This window comes from Peribacillus sp. AS_2 (assembly GCF_026891895.1).
GTDB lineage: Bacteria > Bacillota > Bacilli > Bacillales > DSM-1321 > Peribacillus > Peribacillus frigoritolerans.
This window is the reverse complement of record NZ_JAPTGA010000004.1, coordinates 418,779-434,267: the sequence shown is the minus strand read 5'-3', so window position 1 is coordinate 434,267 and position 15,489 is coordinate 418,779. Positions and strand designations below refer to the sequence as shown.

The 15,489-nt window shown below is 37.8% G+C and carries 15 protein-coding genes and 1 tRNA gene; 10 read left to right on the top strand and 6 right to left on the bottom strand.

What is annotated here, in order from left to right; translation table 11 throughout:
- Window positions 1-4 precede the first annotated feature (4 nt).
- Window positions 5-520: a YjcG family protein gene (locus tag OTG27_RS10015; RefSeq protein WP_034314450.1), complete on the bottom strand. Its 516-nt coding sequence runs from the start codon at window positions 518-520 to the stop codon at window positions 5-7.
- A gap of 89 nt (window positions 521-609) precedes the next feature.
- Window positions 610-1,332 carry an alpha/beta hydrolase gene (locus OTG27_RS10010; protein WP_054397157.1) on the bottom strand — a complete coding sequence of 241 codons (723 nt, stop codon included), beginning with the start codon at window positions 1,330-1,332 and terminating at the stop codon, window positions 610-612.
- Between the two features lie 190 nt (window positions 1,333-1,522).
- Between OTG27_RS10010 and OTG27_RS10005 the strand changes: the two genes are divergently transcribed.
- Entirely contained in the window at window positions 1,523-2,080 is a 558-nt protein-coding gene (locus OTG27_RS10005) for a phosphatidylglycerophosphatase A family protein (protein WP_034314446.1), read from the top strand.
- A 17-nt stretch (window positions 2,081-2,097) separates the two neighbouring features.
- Here the strand turns inward: OTG27_RS10005 and OTG27_RS10000 are convergent, their stop codons facing one another.
- The gene (locus OTG27_RS10000; protein ID WP_034314444.1) at window positions 2,098-2,319 is read right to left on the bottom strand and encodes a hypothetical protein; all 222 of its coding nucleotides are present in this window, start codon (window positions 2,317-2,319) and stop codon (window positions 2,098-2,100) included.
- A 503-nt stretch (window positions 2,320-2,822) separates the two neighbouring features.
- Window positions 2,823-3,086 (bottom strand): hypothetical protein, encoded by a 264-nt coding sequence (locus OTG27_RS09995; RefSeq protein ID WP_268936810.1) that lies wholly within the window; start codon window positions 3,084-3,086, stop codon window positions 2,823-2,825.
- Here OTG27_RS09995 and OTG27_RS09990 point away from each other — a divergent pair.
- The 4 genes from OTG27_RS09990 to OTG27_RS09975 all read left to right on the top strand — a co-directional run bounded on the left by OTG27_RS09990 (window position 3,078) and on the right by OTG27_RS09975 (window position 7,141).
- The gene (locus OTG27_RS09990; protein WP_307730047.1) at window positions 3,078-3,803 is read left to right on the top strand and encodes a hypothetical protein; all 726 of its coding nucleotides are present in this window, start codon (window positions 3,078-3,080) and stop codon (window positions 3,801-3,803) included. The two genes, OTG27_RS09995 and OTG27_RS09990, sit on opposite strands and share 9 nt — an antisense overlap.
- A 308-nt stretch (window positions 3,804-4,111) precedes the next feature.
- Window positions 4,112-4,183 (top strand) — tRNA-Val (locus tag OTG27_RS09985).
- Between the two features lie 622 nt (window positions 4,184-4,805).
- A complete protein-coding gene (locus OTG27_RS09980; protein WP_034314390.1) occupies window positions 4,806-5,222 on the top strand; it encodes a hypothetical protein in 417 nt (138 codons plus the stop codon).
- Window positions 5,223-5,981: 759 nt separating this feature from the next.
- Window positions 5,982-7,141, top strand: a protein-coding gene (locus OTG27_RS09975) for an IS3 family transposase (protein WP_374941251.1) whose coding sequence is annotated in 2 segments (ribosomal slippage) — window positions 5,982-6,240 and window positions 6,240-7,141 — 1,161 coding nt in all. Because the reading frame shifts where the segments join, the coding sequence is not laid out codon by codon here.
- A gap of 152 nt (window positions 7,142-7,293) precedes the next feature.
- On the opposite strand, the gene OTG27_RS09970 is transcribed toward OTG27_RS09975, so the two are convergent.
- On the bottom strand, window positions 7,294-8,430 hold the full coding sequence (locus OTG27_RS09970; RefSeq protein WP_268936809.1) for a site-2 protease family protein: 1,137 nt from the start codon (window positions 8,428-8,430) through the stop codon (window positions 7,294-7,296).
- 607 nt (window positions 8,431-9,037) lie between these two features.
- Between OTG27_RS09970 and truA the strand changes: the two genes are divergently transcribed.
- A complete protein-coding gene (gene truA, locus OTG27_RS09965; RefSeq protein WP_268936808.1) occupies window positions 9,038-9,775 on the top strand; it encodes a tRNA pseudouridine(38-40) synthase TruA in 738 nt (245 codons plus the stop codon).
- Between the two features lie 110 nt (window positions 9,776-9,885).
- Window positions 9,886-10,410, top strand: a complete 525-nt coding sequence (locus tag OTG27_RS09960) for a type 1 glutamine amidotransferase domain-containing protein (RefSeq protein WP_268565494.1) — start codon at window positions 9,886-9,888, stop codon at window positions 10,408-10,410.
- A gap of 101 nt (window positions 10,411-10,511) precedes the next feature.
- On the opposite strand, the gene OTG27_RS09955 is transcribed toward OTG27_RS09960, so the two are convergent.
- The gene (locus OTG27_RS09955) at window positions 10,512-11,195 is read right to left on the bottom strand and encodes a DUF421 domain-containing protein (RefSeq protein WP_268936807.1); all 684 of its coding nucleotides are present in this window, start codon (window positions 11,193-11,195) and stop codon (window positions 10,512-10,514) included.
- 335 nt (window positions 11,196-11,530) lie between these two features.
- On the opposite strand from OTG27_RS09955, the gene OTG27_RS09950 reads away from it, so the two are divergent.
- The 3 genes from OTG27_RS09950 (at window position 11,531) to OTG27_RS09940 (ending at window position 15,449) form a co-directional block, all read left to right on the top strand.
- On the top strand, window positions 11,531-13,633 hold the full coding sequence (locus OTG27_RS09950) for a YhgE/Pip domain-containing protein (protein ID WP_268936806.1): 2,103 nt from the start codon (window positions 11,531-11,533) through the stop codon (window positions 13,631-13,633).
- 288 nt (window positions 13,634-13,921) lie between these two features.
- Window positions 13,922-14,764, top strand: a complete 843-nt coding sequence (locus tag OTG27_RS09945) for an ABC transporter ATP-binding protein (protein WP_057278916.1) — start codon at window positions 13,922-13,924, stop codon at window positions 14,762-14,764.
- The gene (locus tag OTG27_RS09940) at window positions 14,697-15,449 is read left to right on the top strand and encodes an ABC transporter permease (RefSeq protein ID WP_034314377.1); all 753 of its coding nucleotides are present in this window, start codon (window positions 14,697-14,699) and stop codon (window positions 15,447-15,449) included. The genes OTG27_RS09945 and OTG27_RS09940 overlap by 68 nt, the downstream gene beginning before the upstream one ends.
- The last annotated feature ends 40 nt before the right edge of the window (window positions 15,450-15,489 follow it).

Genomic DNA, 15,489 nt, shown 5'->3' with positions numbered 1-15,489 from the left:
GAAATCATTCAGCTCCTAATCTAAATGTTTCATAAACGGTCCATGCCCCATCTTCAAGTTGATACAGCAAGTGAACTCGTTTCACCTCTTCTTCATGGCTGATGTCAAGCATGCTTAATTGGCCTAAAACATCAGAATGCTCATTATCGGATAAATCTTGAGCGATTGTAATATGCGGGACAAATGCATGTTCACTTTCACTTTTTATGAAATCCTCATTGTTAAGCGCATCATGCAGCTCTTGAAGCCCTTCGGATAATTCTACTTTGAAATAAATCGTATTGCTTACGGGTTGGAAAGACTTCGTTTTGGTTACGCTCATCGTAAAAGGTCTGCACTTTTGAGCAATGCCTTTTAATTGTTCCGCGATTGTTGAAATTTCCATATCCGTCGCTTCGAACGTTGGTTTAAGCGTTAGATGCGGTGGTATGAAAGCATACTTCGTATCATACCGTTTGCGATAGGAGTTAGCTAAATCTTGAAGTTTTTTTGAAGGGAAAATTGCAACACCATATTTCATAAATAAAACCTCCTGATATTTTTTATTGTTGTATTATAGTTGGACATGTTTTTTTCTTGAAACCATCCCAAACAGATGATTTCGAGTAATTAGAACATTTCCAATAGTGCTCGTTTCAAATCTGCCTGCCAGTATTTCCAGGTATGATTACCTTCAAATTCTTCATAGAAGCAAGGAAATCCTTTTTGGTTTATTAATTTATGCAATTCCCTATTTGGTTCTATGAAGTTTGCCTTATTGCCATCCGTCGTCGGTACATCCGTTTCACCGGTCCCGATCACATGGTAAAGTTCGAGGAGATGCGGATCCTCAAAATTACGTACAGCATCCATTACTGCTTCATTGGCAAGCGGGGACTGCATGATGCATTTACCGAATGTATGCGGATACTGCAAAGCGGCCAATAGAGAAACTGTACCGCCAAGAGAGTCACCGATCAAAGTTCGACCATGTCCCATTTGATAGGTTGGGAATTCATCATCTAAAAACGGAACTAGTTCATGGGCAAGAAAACGTATGTATGCAATATGCTGTTCCCCGTCCGGATGATATTTGCGCCTGCGGTCAAAGCGGTCTTTATAAGGAATGCCGACAATGATGATATTCTCGATCTCATCGTTCCCTAACAGTTCATCTGCTACCCGACCGATTCGGCCCATTTGAAAATAATCACGGCCATCCTGAGCAATCACAAGCGAATATTTATACAATGGCGAATAATTAGCAGGCAAGTAGACAAGCAATTCCAATTCTTCTGCTAAAGCTTCGCTTTTAAACATGTACTCTTTAATTGTGCCTTTGCGTAAACTCATTCTCCCGCACCTCAATGATAATTAATAATGAAAAACAACTTACTTGATTATTTTAGCATAGCCTTGCAACTTTTTCCCGCGACAAGAATTTGGAATATAAAATTTTCGTTCTATTTTCTAAAAATTTAAATTATAAGGTGCTATAATACAAGGATATAGAAAAATAATACAAAAAAAGGTGGCGAATAAAATGGCAGATGTACACGTGCACAGCAGGGAAGTGACAAAGGCGGCTAAACGAACATTATTGGAGCGTGGTGTCAGTGTGGAGGCAATTGCAAAAATCGTTTATGAATTGCAGTTCCCGTACAAGGCTGATCTTAAGCTGGAGGAATGCATCCACAGCGTTGAGCGTGTCCTGTTGAAAAGGGAAATTCAACATGCCATTTTAGTCGGTGTGGAGCTGGATAAACTGGCAGAGCAAAAAAAACTATCAGAACCCCTGCAATCGATTGTTGAATCGGATGAAGGGCTATTCGGAGTGGATGAAACGATTGCCTTTGGTGCAGTACTCGGTTATGGAAGCATTGCTGTAACAACCTTTGGCCATTTGGATAAAAATAAAATAGGCGTCATACACGAACTTGATAAGAAGCAAGAAGGAATCGTGCATACCTTCCTGGATGACATCGTTGCAAGCATTGCCGCGAGTGCCGCCTCAAGGTTAGCTCATCGTCTGAGAGATGAAGAGGAATCGTTAACTGAACAGGAAAAGGACATCCAGGAAGAAGAAGAGTTAATAGGTTGAACCTTGAAGAGCAATGTTCAGCCAGACCTGTAAAACCTGGCCTTAATGAGGCGGGCAGAAAGGATGTTGGCTACTTTAAATGTCCGTTTTGTCTGCCTTAGAAAACAGAATGCGTGAATATGGCCTGGATAAATTTCAAGCACCTGGATTTTCCGTTGTGTAATCTTACCTTGTTCGGAGAGATAAATTATTTCTAATGGAGCATTTTCTTCCATATGTTTACGAAGTATATATTTCATTCCCGGTCACTCCTTTGCTGACTTGCTTGCTATCATTATATGCGAACATACGTTTTATATGCAAGTGAAAAGCGAATGTTCGTTCTGTCTTGTTGTGGGGTGAATGGAAGAAGATGAAATTATAACTTTTTTAATATTATATGTAGAGTTTTTAACAAAAAAACAATTTATGTACTCAATTTCTGACCTTTCTTCTAACAGTCCTCTTAGAATCTCAGTAGCTAGGTTCTTCATCAACCAAAACTGAAGTGCGATTATACCTCACCTCATTTTCAGATTGAGAATAAAGAATATGTTTCCCCGATAATATCCACAAAAATACCTTCCTTATTGTTAACGACCACCTTCTTAATAAGATATATAATCCAGTAGATTTTTGCTGTTTAAGTTAGATATATTTTCAAATTTGTAACATATGTACAAACATCTTTTCTTTTAATGAATAAAATAACCCGAAAATAAAAAAGAAAAAGGTGATTATAATTAAAAATCATAATTCCATTTCACATTGTAATTCCTTTATAGACACCACATATCTTAATAAGAAATGTGTGCAAAAGAAACCGGATGATTGTCATAGCTGCCATAAGAAACACAATGACTGTATATGTCACCAAAAGAAATCGGATGATTGTCATAGCTGCCATAAGAAACACAATGTCTGTATTTGCCACCAAAAGAAACCGGATGATTGTCACTGTTGTCATAAGAAACACAATGACTGTATTTGTGAGCAAAAGAAAGATGATGACTGTCATTTGTGCCATAAGAAACTCTGTATTTGTCATCAAAAGAAACCGGATGATTGTCATTGTTGTCATAAAAAACACAGTGACTGTACCTGTGAGCAAAAGAAAACCGATGACTGTCATTTGTGCCATAAGAAACATAATGACTGTCACTGTGACAATAAGAAACATAATCTAGTAAGAGCATCTGCGTTCAGGGCTAATAAGAATACACCACAACTATACGAAGCAGCGTTAACTCCCTCTGTAAAAGTTTTATTCCAAACTGAACAGTTTGATTTAGCGGATGAATATAATCCGCACATATCAACATTTATTCCAACTAAGGATGGAATTTATGAGATAACAGCAAAAGTCTCGTTTTGTCCGTCAAAAAGTAAAAGCAATGATTCCTCAAAAAACAAAAAAGATAATTGCAAATGTGATTATTGCAGTAAAAATAGTTGCAACTGTGATTATTGCAGAAAACATCATCCTTCAAAAGACAAAAAAAGGAGTTCTTCAAAAGAAGGATATGTCGCATCCATTTCCATTAACGTAAACGGAGATAATTTAGATATTGTTAATGACTTCTTGGAGAAATCAAGACCTATTGGACTATCGGTTACTACAATCCTTCAGTTACAAGCAGGAGATCGGGTACAAGTATTATTTAGCGCAGATGCAAACGGAGAAATTTTAGCAGAAGCATCTTTAACAAACTTTCAGGCTGCTAGATTCCCTTCTCCAATGTAAAGATCTTTCTGCTTTAGTCTTAGATTGAGTAAATGGACATCATATTTGTTAATTAAAGTCGAGTAAACGTATGATTAGGAGCCCTGGATTCTCCTTGAAAAAGGTGAGGTAGATTCTATTCCGAGAAATTTGGGGGTCAGATCGTACTTTCAGGGATTAACGCCTAAGACCACACTTTACGGAAAAAAACTTTTTTAGCAAAACTACTTGTTTTATTTTGAATACCACTATATAATAAATCTTGTTCAGAAAAGAAGTCAGCAACTAAGTAAGTTTTAAACCAAGCTCTATAGAGCTTGATTACATACGACTTGTTAGCTCAGTGGGAGAGCACTTCCTTGACAGGGAAGGGGTCGTGGGTTCGAATCCCTCACAGGTCATCAACTGCCAAAGGCTCAAATCCTTGATATAACAAGGGTTTGGGTCTTTTTTTTGTTTTTAAAGATATAGGTCATAATGTATTATTTACTCAATTGGTGGCGTAATGGTGGCGGATTGAGAAGGATTTAAACGTACTACAGGTCAATTATTTGTAATAATTAATATTTCAAGGAACTGTAGGTAAAGCTTTTTGCTTATTCAGCTAACGATGGAGGTTAAAAATAAGACCGTATTTTTGGCTTTTCTTTAAAAGGTACATAATCATATTCTTCGGTAAAATCCAGTTTACTATAATGTGTTGGATTACTCACTACTGAATACCATGCACGGGAATACTTCCAGGAAGCCCTGAACATGACGCATGAAGACTATGCAAAATATCAGCAAACGATGTTTCTTGGCTTGAAAAGTATAATACAATGCCTTCACTTAAAATGATGGTAGAACAATATAGAGAAGAATTACAACCCTTACCCTCCACTTCAGTATTATATAGTAAATATTCCCTTTGTTTTTAACGGATGATTTTAATACCTCAACAGTTTATTATATTGATAAAGGATGAAGTATTTAATCTACTACTATAATTTGGTAAGTCTTTAAAAGGGAAGTGATTGTTAAATGCTTTATATAAGCGATATCGAAAAGATAATTAAAAACACATTAAATGAGCACAATTTGGATATTATTTATGAATTTGACAATAATCTAAGTGCACCTATGAGTTATAACGTATCGACCAATACTATAAAATTCAATTACCTTCAAGTTAACGGTTATAAAGGGAAAATTAGAATAAAAGAGACAGAGGAAGACTTTGTTAAAATTATTCTTTATCGTATGATTGGTTATTATTTAGATTTTAAGAAAAACAAACATGATTTAAGGATTTTAATGTATGGTCACGAAGAAGAAAAAGAAAAGCTAAAATCTGAAATAGAAACTAATGCTTGGGATTATGGGAGAACATTAATACCTGAACAACTATTGGAGTCATATGATAAAGTTCGTGAATTGGATAAAATGTTAATAAATTAATGTACTCTAAGAAAATGGAGACCCGACTTTAAACTAAAACAAGAAAAAGAAGCCTCCTTGGAGAATCTCTCTGGCTGAATTTTGAGTGAGAAATTAAACTGGTATCCAATAAGACAAGACCCAGAGAAAGAAGAGTTGTCTTAGAAAGATTGATGAATAAACAAAGAGAAAATCAAGTTCAAAGTTCGTGCTCGACTTTTAAGAGATATCGATTGCTTGACAAAAGAAATACACTGGACTGAACATACCTCTGAAGAGAGGTTTTAATGAACAACATATACTAGATAAAGAGGAAAGAGATTATTGGTCAAGCGGCTCCAGAGAACGATTGTGTAGATAAGTATTATGACCTGCTCATCCAACGATTTGTTCATGGCAGTAATTTAGATACAGCAGACCATAATTACGATGTTTTTATCCAGCCAAACTTGAAGCAATTTAATCGAGACCAATTTCTTGCTATATAAGATGGTATTAACAGAACCGTCAATGTTATGGGCATAGATTTGGATGCTTAGTGCTATCATTGTAATTTCGGTTTTATTAATATTTCCTTTTGTATATTTGATTTTAGGAACTGAGATATTTGGTGTTTAAGTTTTTGATAATACTGATGATCTTTCTTCGATTAACAGGAGCTTTAGTAATATAGGTGTAATAAAAGAGAGTACAAGATGGTATTATCCCCTTCAGGTAGACAGAGAAAAAAGAGAACATGATAAAATGTTCTTAACTGTCAATCTGGAGGGGATTTTTTGTATGGCAAAGAAGGGGCAAACGTTTCAAGCGTATACAGAAGAATTAAAGAGAGAAGTGGTTCGTCTGAAAGTGGAGGAAGGTTGGTCATATCGCCTGATTCGTGAGCGTTTTGGTATTAAAAGTGATGCACAGATAGCCAGTTGGGTGAAGAAAGTGCAGAATAACGAGTCTTTTGAAGATCAACGTGGTGTATGGAACCGTAAGAATTTTTCTAGTGTCGAAGAGGAAAATACCTATCTAAAAGCGCAGGTGGATTATTTAAAAAAGCGCAATCCAAATCTACATGGGAAGGAATGGTCCTGAAAGCCGAAAGGTTTCAAATAATCGATGGTTTGAGGAAAACGTACCCACTTTCGTGGCTATTAAAAATCGCTGAAGTTTCAAAGGCTGGATACTACAAATGGCGGAGGACACATTCTGCTCGTTCTTTGCGACTTGAGAAAAATTTATGGATAAAGGAACATATTTTAGCCATCCATAAGCTACACCCCTACTACGGATATAAACGGATGACTGGAGCTTTGTCCAGAGAAGGAATCGTTGTAAACCACAAGCGTGTTCGTCGATTAATGAGAGAGTTGGGGGTCCAATCAGTCATTCGGAAGAAACGCCCTTTCTACGGTCGAAGAGGGTCAGTTGTATTTCATAATGTCTTAAATCGTGAATTCTACGCAGAGATGAGGTTTCATAAGTTAGTAACAGATATAACCTATGTACGGATTGGAGACACGTTTGCCTACCTTTCCGCCGTTTTAGATTTGTATAATAATGAAATTGTTGCATGGGAAGTTTCTACACGAAATGATCTTGAATTGGTTCATAATACGCTAAACCAGCTAAGGGACAAGCCGTTTAGCAAGGGGGCTCTCCTGCACTCAGATCAAGGATTCCAATATACGACGAAATCATATGAAAATCAGGTGAAGGAACTCGGCATTCGAGGAAGCCACTCTCGTAGTGGCAATTGTCACGAAAACGCGTGTATAGAAAGCTTCTTCTCACATTTAAAAACAGAAAAGTTATATTTAACATGTCCAAAAACAGCAGAGCAAGCTTATCTAGCTATTCAAGAGTATATAGAGTTTTACAATACGGATCGCTTTCAAGAGAAATTCAACGGCCTTTCCCCAATTGAATATCGAGAAAAGGCCGCAGCTTAAAAAATACTCTTTTTTTATTGTCTACTTGACAGGGTTATGTACAAGAAGTAGTCTCTTTTATTTATACATAATTAACATTAATGTTTCAAAAGCCTAAATAAATGGACAGTCAAAGGGGACACCCATAAATGAGGTCCCCCTTTCATAATGTATTACGGTAATGAAGTTTTATATTGTTCCATTAAATCACCTGCATATAAGCTTGTTATCATTAAGAAAATGGCAAGCCCAATGTATATTGAGAACCAGATGACTTTTGTTTTGAGACTCGATGAGTAATAGGATTTCTCTTTATCCCTAATTTCAGTTTGTTCTTGCACTTCTTTAAAGAACTTTGCTGCTATTCGTTCATAGGTGCCTATATTTTCAAAATCGGTCGGTCCGTTCTGATATTCATTCGTATTAGCAGCATTCATTAAGGATCTATACATATTTAATTTCACCTCGGTCAGCTGTTTTTCTTTTAGTTTATTATCATCAAATAGCGGGATATGCCAACTCTTCATGTTGTTAAACTTTTCATATTGTTGGCTCGATTCCATATTCCAAATATTAACCAGGCGAATTTTTTCTTCATCTGTTGCAGCTGCATATTGTTCTAGTTGCCTTAATCCAAATTGATTCAATTCTATGATGATGTCTCTTTGATTTCTTGTTGTCTCGCTACGAATTTCTTTCCACCACTTAGAAATGCCCAATAATAAGAAAAGAATTAAGAATGGATTTGGATGGAGAAATAAATATACAACCATCCCGATAATCCCTACTACCCAAAGCTTTGTGGAGATGACTCCCACTATACGTCCTCCATCAAGAGGGTGCACAGGCATTAGATTAAATAGGTTAATCATGGCTCCAAGTGTAATAACTAAAAGCCAAAATGGATTTTCCGTCATCATAAATAAGGGGATGGCTGGTAGAAATGCTAATGTACCTAATAAAGGACCTCCGAAGGCAAGATAAGCTTCTTGGTTAGCATTCTTGGGTTCTTCCTTAAGGGCAATTAATGCTCCGACAAAAGGGATGAAAATGGCATTGGATGTTTTGATGCCTTTTCTCTTTGCAGCAAGTAAATGCCCCATTTCATGGATATAAATTAGATAGACTAGGGCTACGGCAAATTTCCAACCGTAAACCAAAGCATACGCTCCTAATGAAACGAAAATAGAAATCAGGGAACCTACTTTTGCTAATTTCAATAGCGCAAACAACCATTTCATTTTTCCAAGGAAAAATAACCCGATTGCCCCCAAACCTACCCATCCTTTTTTCGATTTAGATTCTTTCAAAATGTACCTCCTAGAGTAAATGGGAAAACAGATGACCCGAGTGACACTATGTCTATCTGAGCTCCTTCTTGATTTATGATCTTGCTAATATCCTTATTATATCGTATTGGATAATCCATTTATTATCATCTCAGTGATATTTTTCTAGAATATTAACATTCAAGTATTACATTTTTTTATAATTAAGATAGAGTTCTTTCCTTAATATTTAGGGCCCTAACAGGTCATCAACTAACAAAGGCTCAAATCCTTGATGTCACAGCATATCCAAATATCATTCCTGTGTGTTTTTATGCATTGCACAAAGTGGCACAGAAACTGCTGTGAAGGTGAATCGTTCGTTGCATGACGCTAGCCACTTTGGTACACTATGCAGAAGTGCATTTCAGCTAGGATTGACTATCGAATGATAGATAAGATGCTGTCACCTTTACATAATTCATGGTCTTTGTAAGCGGTGGGGTGCTCCCGAACGAAATATGGTACAAAACCTTAACAATATAAAAGTTTTTCTAAGAAGACCATCTGTTCCCTCATACAGCAGGAGTTGTATGGGGGCTTGTATTTTATTGAGAATTTTCTGTTTAGATGAAATAAGGAGGAAGCAATGAACAATTATAAATTGACCATTCAATATGATGGCGGGCGCTATAAAGGCTGGCAGCGACTTGGTAATAGTGATGATACGATCCAAGGGAAAATAGAAAATGTATTAACGGAAATGGCAGGGGGAAAAATCGAGATCATCGGATGCAGCAGAACGGATGCCGGTGTACACGCCCTTGCTCAAATCGCCAATTTTAAGATCGGTGAAAATCTGACTGAAGTTGAAATCATGGATTATTTGAATAGATATTTACCAAGAGATATCAGCATTGTCGAGGTTACGCTAGTCCCTGAACGTTTTCATGCCCGTTATAATGCTAAGGATAAAACCTATTTGTATAAGATCTGGAACGAGCCATATACAAATCCTTTCATGCGAAAGTATAGTATGCATGTAGAGGAAAAGCTGGATATCACTAGAATGAAAAAAGGATGTCAATATTTTATAGGTGAACATGATTTCACTGCTTTTTCAAATGCAAAATCCAAGAAAAAATCCATGGTGCGTGAAATATATTCCATTGATATAGAAGAAAATGCCGGCTTCATCGAAATTACGGTGCGAGGCGATGGATTTCTTTATAATATGGTTAGGAAGATTGTCGGGACGTTGATAGAAGTAGGGTTAAATGAAATAGATGCTGAAAATATACCAAGTATTATAGAGTCAAAAGAAAGAATCCAAACGGGCCGTATGGCGGAGGCAGCTGGGTTATACTTGGTAAAGGTTGATTTTTAGACCGGATATTGATGCATGTGTTAATGAATGTAATGTGTACAGGCAGTAGAAAAAGGGAAGTAATAGGGAAGAATGGTAAAGCGGAAAGTACGAAAGAAGGAGAGATTTTCATGAGATTAGCAGGAAAGAAAATAATCAGTCTTGTGCACCATGATTTTGAAGATTTAGAGCTCTGGTATCCGATTTTACGTTTAAAAGAAGAAGGGGCGATCGTTCATCTCGCCGGAGAAAAGTCGAATGAAACATACATTGGAAAATATGGTGTACCAGCCATATCTGATTATGAGTATGGCAGTATCAAGGCTGAAGAATATGATGCCATTCTTGTACCGGGCGGTTGGGCACCCGACAAAATTCGCCGGTTTCCTGAAGTGATATCACTTATCCAAAGCATGGAAGAAAATAAAAAACCCATTGGGCAAATTTGTCACGCTGGTTGGGTGTTGATATCCGCGAAAATTTTACAGGGGAAGAATGTAACGAGTACACCTGGCATTAAAGATGATATGGAAAACGCAGGGGCAACTTGGATAGATGAGCCCGTCGTCGTAGATGGAAACCTTGTGTCAAGCAGGCGTCCGCCTGATCTGCCGGATTATTTAAGGGAATTGATAAACGTGATTGAAAAGGGTTAAATCTATAGTACGGTGAAAAAGTGTTTTTTCCTTCTGGAAAAAACACTTTTTTTTATCCATACCCGAATTTATTTTAATAGTGATTATGAAAAAAAATTCCTTTATTGATCCTTAATCAAATCAATATATAAATTTCCTTTTGTCCCTACGACAGCATACGAGATATCAAAAACAACAAGGTTCCTTTTTTTGAGTTCAGCCATCAACCATTCTTCATTGTAGGTGTGTTTGGTTAGGTTATCATATAAGATTTTTCCGTCATAGACCAGTTCAATCGGTACAGAACCTGCTGGTGGCAGTATTGGTAAGTCCTGCTTGGTGGCAGTTTGGTATTGTTCTTTTTTTAATACAGAGAGTGAACCATTTATCTCTAAAATGGCACATTCAACTTCATCTATGTTGAAGATATCTTTTCCCCGCAAAGCCTGTTTAAGAGAATCCAGTGAATACCCCATCCGTTCCATTGACTCTTCAAGAATTCTTCCTTTTTGAATTAAAGTGGCAGGTTCTCCGGCAATCCATTTCCCGAACCGCGGATTTCGAACCGCTAGGAGATTGAGCATGAAAACGACGGTACCCATAATAATTATGGAAATGATGAAATACAGGAATTTAATTTTAATATTGAATGCTAGATTTCCTGCAATTGTCCCCATCGTAATGGAAGCGATATAAAGGTGATAGGTCTTCTGGGCAATTGTCTGTTTACCGAGAAGTTGGACAAATACCCATAATAAAATAAAAGAGGTAAAGGTTCGAAAGATGATTTCAACAGATTCCGACATGACGATTTCTCCCTTACAAAACTCCCGACAGTTCGTTTGAGATAGTATGTTCTTACACCTTGCCATTTATTCTGTAAAGGAAACAGACAAGAAACCGTCTTTGATTTGGGAACCCCTCTTGAATTAATAGATTTAAACGATTGGTGCGATACATAAAAAAATGAATTATGAAACAACATTCAATAAACCAGGCATTCATATTAGTGAAATATCATGAAGCAAGCCGCTCAATACTTGCCTTTTTATTTGATGAATCCATGGATATGTTTACTTAGTATCGATTAAGAAATTTCTACGAATAATAGTATCAAAATACATTTGCACGGGGGTATGTTTTGAGAAATATTCAGGAAATTTTCATTGACGATTTAAAAAGCATTTATAAAAATTTCTTTGTTTGTATCGTAGTCGTCTTTCTCATGTTCATCCCTTCCATTTATGCGTGGTTTAATATTGTTGCATCATGGGACCCGTATGCAAACACGGAAGGAATTCTTGTCGGTGTTGCCAATAATGATAAAGGTGCGGAGTTAAATGGCAAAGCCGTGAACATAGGCAAGGAAGTAATGGAAGGGTTAAAGGATAATAAGGATCTGGGCTGGAGGTTCACATCGGAAAAAGAAGCGATAGAAAAGGTGGAAAAGGGTGATTATTATGCATCCATCATCATTCCGGAGAACTTTTCCGAACATATTGCGACGATCATGACCGATGACCCTAAGAAGGCGGGGATTGATTACTATGTTAATGAAAAAATCAATTCCATTGCTCCTAAAATTACGGCAGCGGGTGCCAACAGCATTGTGGACAATGTGAGCAAAACCTTTATCAAATCAGCTAGTGGGAGTATCCTTGCAATTTTTAATGAACTGGGAATCACCTTGCAAAACGAGTTGCCGACGATTCAAAAAATGAAGAATATGGTTTATTTATTAGAGGCTGAACTGCCTGAGCTTGAACAAAATATCAAAACCGTTCAAACACATGTCAAAAAGGCTGAGGATATCATTAAGAGGGTCAATGATGGCCTGAATTCGATAGAAGGAATAACATCACAGAAGGACAAATTGGTATCGGACGTTTCTAGTTATGTAGATTCAACAAGGCAGGCATTCGAAGGAATCAATCCCCTCTTGAAAAATGATATTGCGAAAATAAGGAGCGATAATGAATCCATTTTAGTGCTGGCAAACCGGTTAACGGGTCAGGATTTACCTGACAATGAGTCGGATCAGCTAGTGGAACAAGGTGTAACGAGGATAAATAAAGAGTTGTACCTTTTGGACAGTATGTATAATTTATTGGTTAGAGTCAATCAATTTAATGAGAAAAACGTGCTTCAGCCAGAAATACAGCTGGTTGATGAACTAAGGGATAATGCTTCGAACCAACTTCAAGCGCTGAATGACCGAGCATACGGCAATCTTATCGAACTTGGCAGGAACAACGATCAAGTCTTGGCAAGCTTCCAGGAGAGCTATTCAAAGGAAACGGGGCCAAAATTCAATGAAATCTGGAATGAAACAGAAGCAATATTGAATAATGTCCAGCTTACGATGGAGGAGGGAACCAAGGTTCTTCCTGAGGTGAGGACGCTGTTGAATGAGACCAATCGTACATTGGGAACACGTACAGCGGATATTGAAAAGTTACAGAATAAGTTTCCGGAAATCGAAACGAAAATAAAGGCTCTGGCTTCTAAAATGAGGGAAATTGATAAGTCTTATAATATGGAAGAAGTGATCGATTTCCTAAGGAATGATATTGAACAAGAAAGTGAATTTTTTTCAGAACCAGTTCTGCTCAATAAACACAGTCTCTTTCCGATTCCGAACTATGGATCCGCCATGTCTCCTTTCTTTACGGCACTTTCCCTTTGGGTCGGCGGTACAATATTGATTTCCATGCTTAGCGTGGGTGTTTCTCAAAAGGTCTACAGCCCGTATCAAATTTATATCGGGCGGTATCTAATATTTTTCATCATTGGGGTGATGCAGGCCCTTAGTGTTTCTATTGGGAACATCTTTCTTATCGGTGTTTATGTAGCGGATAAATTTGAGTACATCCTGTTTTCCGTTCTGATAAGTACGGTATTTACACTTATTGTCTACACCTTCGTTTCCGTTCTTGGAAATGTTGGAAAAGGGATAAGCGTCGTCTTGATGGTCCTTCAAATATCAAGTTCAGGAGGCACCTTCCCCATTCAAGTCACACCGCCCTTTTTTCAGCATATTAACCCTTTCTTGCCATTCACCTATGCTGTGGGTTTGCTTCGTGAATCTGTTGGGGGAATAACCTGGAGTGTAGCTGGCAAGGACATTTTTATCTTGATTCTCTTTTTAATAATCACGTTCATCTTAGGTGTCATTTTGAAAAAGCCTCTGCATGCAAGGACACAAAAGATGAAGGATAAATTGTATGGAAGCAGGATTTTTTAAGGTAATTGAAAGAGTGCTGGTGACCGCGGTTAACTGAAGTTGAAAATTATGGATATATTCAGCCTGAACCCTTAAAAGGGGCTCGGGTTTTTTTATTTGCTGAATGGTATTTATAGATATGTATTTTTATGTAGGTTTGGAATATTCATCAATACATTGACAGTTGAATAGAAAAATACCGATAAATTAGAATTTTTGCATTTTTATAGTTGACAAAAACCATTGGATTAATCATTATTAAGAAATAATGTTTAGTAAATCGATGCGATATAAAAGTGGGGTGACTTTATGTATTTAACAATAGATGGCATTGAAAAAAGTTTTAAGAATGAAAAGAAAGAAAGCATAAAGGTGCTCGATAAGATAAACATAGAGGTCGAGAAAGGAAGCTTCGTTTCGATCGTCGGCCCTTCAGGATGTGGTAAATCCACGCTCCTTTATCTGATTGCCGGCCTTGATAAAGCAGATGTGGGTGAAATACGTGTAGCTGGGAAAAAAGTGGTGAAGCCAGGTCCGGAACGGGTTGTCGTGTTTCAGGAGGCGGGTTTATTTCCTTGGCTGACAGTACTTGAAAATGTTACATACGGATTGAAGATAAAGAAAATGCCCAAAGAAGAGGCAAAAGCCAAGGCATTGGACATTTTAAAGATGGTTCACCTCAGCCGATATGTTGACTCCTATCCTCATCAACTCTCAGGAGGAATGAAACAGAGGGTAGCCATCGCAAGAGCGTTGGTGATGGAACCGGATATCCTGTTGATGGATGAACCATTCTCCGCACTTGATGAGCAAACGAGGATGGTTTTGCATAAAGAGCTGCTCGAAATCTGGAGAAAAACTAAAGTGACGATCTTTTTCGTTACCCATAATATTCGCGAGGCTGTTCAGCTTTCCGAAAAAATTATCGTCTTTGCTACCCGTCCCGGGAAAATCAAAGAGACGATTTCCGTTCCTTCCATGAAAGATGGAGTTATGCCGGATAGTGTAACTTTGCATACAGAACAAAGGGTTCTATCGATTTTGCAGGAGGAAATTGAAAAAGTGCTGAAGGAGGAAATGGGGAATGATTACAGCTTTAAGACGAATCATATTCATCGCGATGATAGCGGGGATATGGGAAGTCACATCTAGACTTTCCAGTCTTCCGGATTTCATGTTCCCAAGCCTGACTCAGGTTTTGGAAACTCTGTTTAAGGGACTGATGAGCGGACAAATAACCGAAGCCATCGGAAAAAGCCTTGGCCGTATCCTGATCGGCTTTATGATTGCCATTATAGTAGGTCTGATATTAGGATATTTCATTTGGCGCTTTAAATTGGTCGAAGACACTTTAGGATTCGTCGTGACGGCATTACAGTCCATCCCGAGTATCGTGTGGTTCCCTTTGGCGATCATTTGGTTTGGATTGAATGATTTTTCAATCCTCTTCATCGTCACCATCGGCGCAACTTGGACGATGACGGTTAATGCAACAAGTGGCTTCCGGAATGTACCCCAGTTGTATCAGCGGGTTGCCAAAACATATGGATCGACCGGATTTCATTTTCTTCGCACGGTGATTTTACCAGCATCCGTCCCGCAAATAATATCCGGTCTCCGAATTGCATGGGCATTTTCCTGGCGTGCATTGATGGCAGGTGAATTACTTGGCGGGGGAGGCGGTCTTGGCCAATTGCTGGAAATGGGCAGATCACTTGGACAAATGGATTTGGTCATCTCCGTGATGATCATCATCGCAATCATCGGAACAATCGTGGATAATGTCGTCTTCTCCCGTCTTGAACGTAATGTTCAACTGAAATGGGGAGTGAAGTAACGGTAGTTTAATAAAATAATAGTTTTAAAGGAGAGAAAAA

Excerpts from the sequence above, each read along its gene's own strand:
- OTG27_RS10010 (WP_054397157.1), bottom strand. The coding sequence starts at position 1,332 with ATGAGTTTACGCAAAGGCACAATTAAAGAGTACATGTTTAAAAGCGAA.
- OTG27_RS09955 (WP_268936807.1), bottom strand. The coding sequence starts at position 11,195 with ATGTCGGAATCTGTTGAAATCATCTTTCGAACCTTTACCTCTTTTATT.
- OTG27_RS10000 (WP_034314444.1), bottom strand. The coding sequence starts at position 2,319 with ATGAAATATATACTTCGTAAACATATGGAAGAAAATGCTCCATTAGAA.
- OTG27_RS09945 (WP_057278916.1), top strand. The coding sequence starts at position 13,922 with ATGTATTTAACAATAGATGGCATTGAAAAAAGTTTTAAGAATGAAAAG.
- OTG27_RS09995 (WP_268936810.1), bottom strand. The coding sequence starts at position 3,086 with ATGGCACAAATGACAGTCATCATCTTTCTTTTGCTCACAAATACAGTC.
- truA (WP_268936808.1), top strand. The coding sequence starts at position 9,038 with ATGAACAATTATAAATTGACCATTCAATATGATGGCGGGCGCTATAAA.
- OTG27_RS09980 (WP_034314390.1), top strand. The coding sequence starts at position 4,806 with ATGCTTTATATAAGCGATATCGAAAAGATAATTAAAAACACATTAAAT.
- OTG27_RS10005 (WP_034314446.1), top strand. The coding sequence starts at position 1,523 with ATGGCAGATGTACACGTGCACAGCAGGGAAGTGACAAAGGCGGCTAAA.
- OTG27_RS09940 (WP_034314377.1), top strand. The coding sequence starts at position 14,697 with ATGATTACAGCTTTAAGACGAATCATATTCATCGCGATGATAGCGGGG.
- OTG27_RS09960 (WP_268565494.1), top strand. The coding sequence starts at position 9,886 with ATGAGATTAGCAGGAAAGAAAATAATCAGTCTTGTGCACCATGATTTT.
- OTG27_RS10015 (WP_034314450.1), bottom strand. The coding sequence starts at position 520 with ATGAAATATGGTGTTGCAATTTTCCCTTCAAAAAAACTTCAAGATTTA.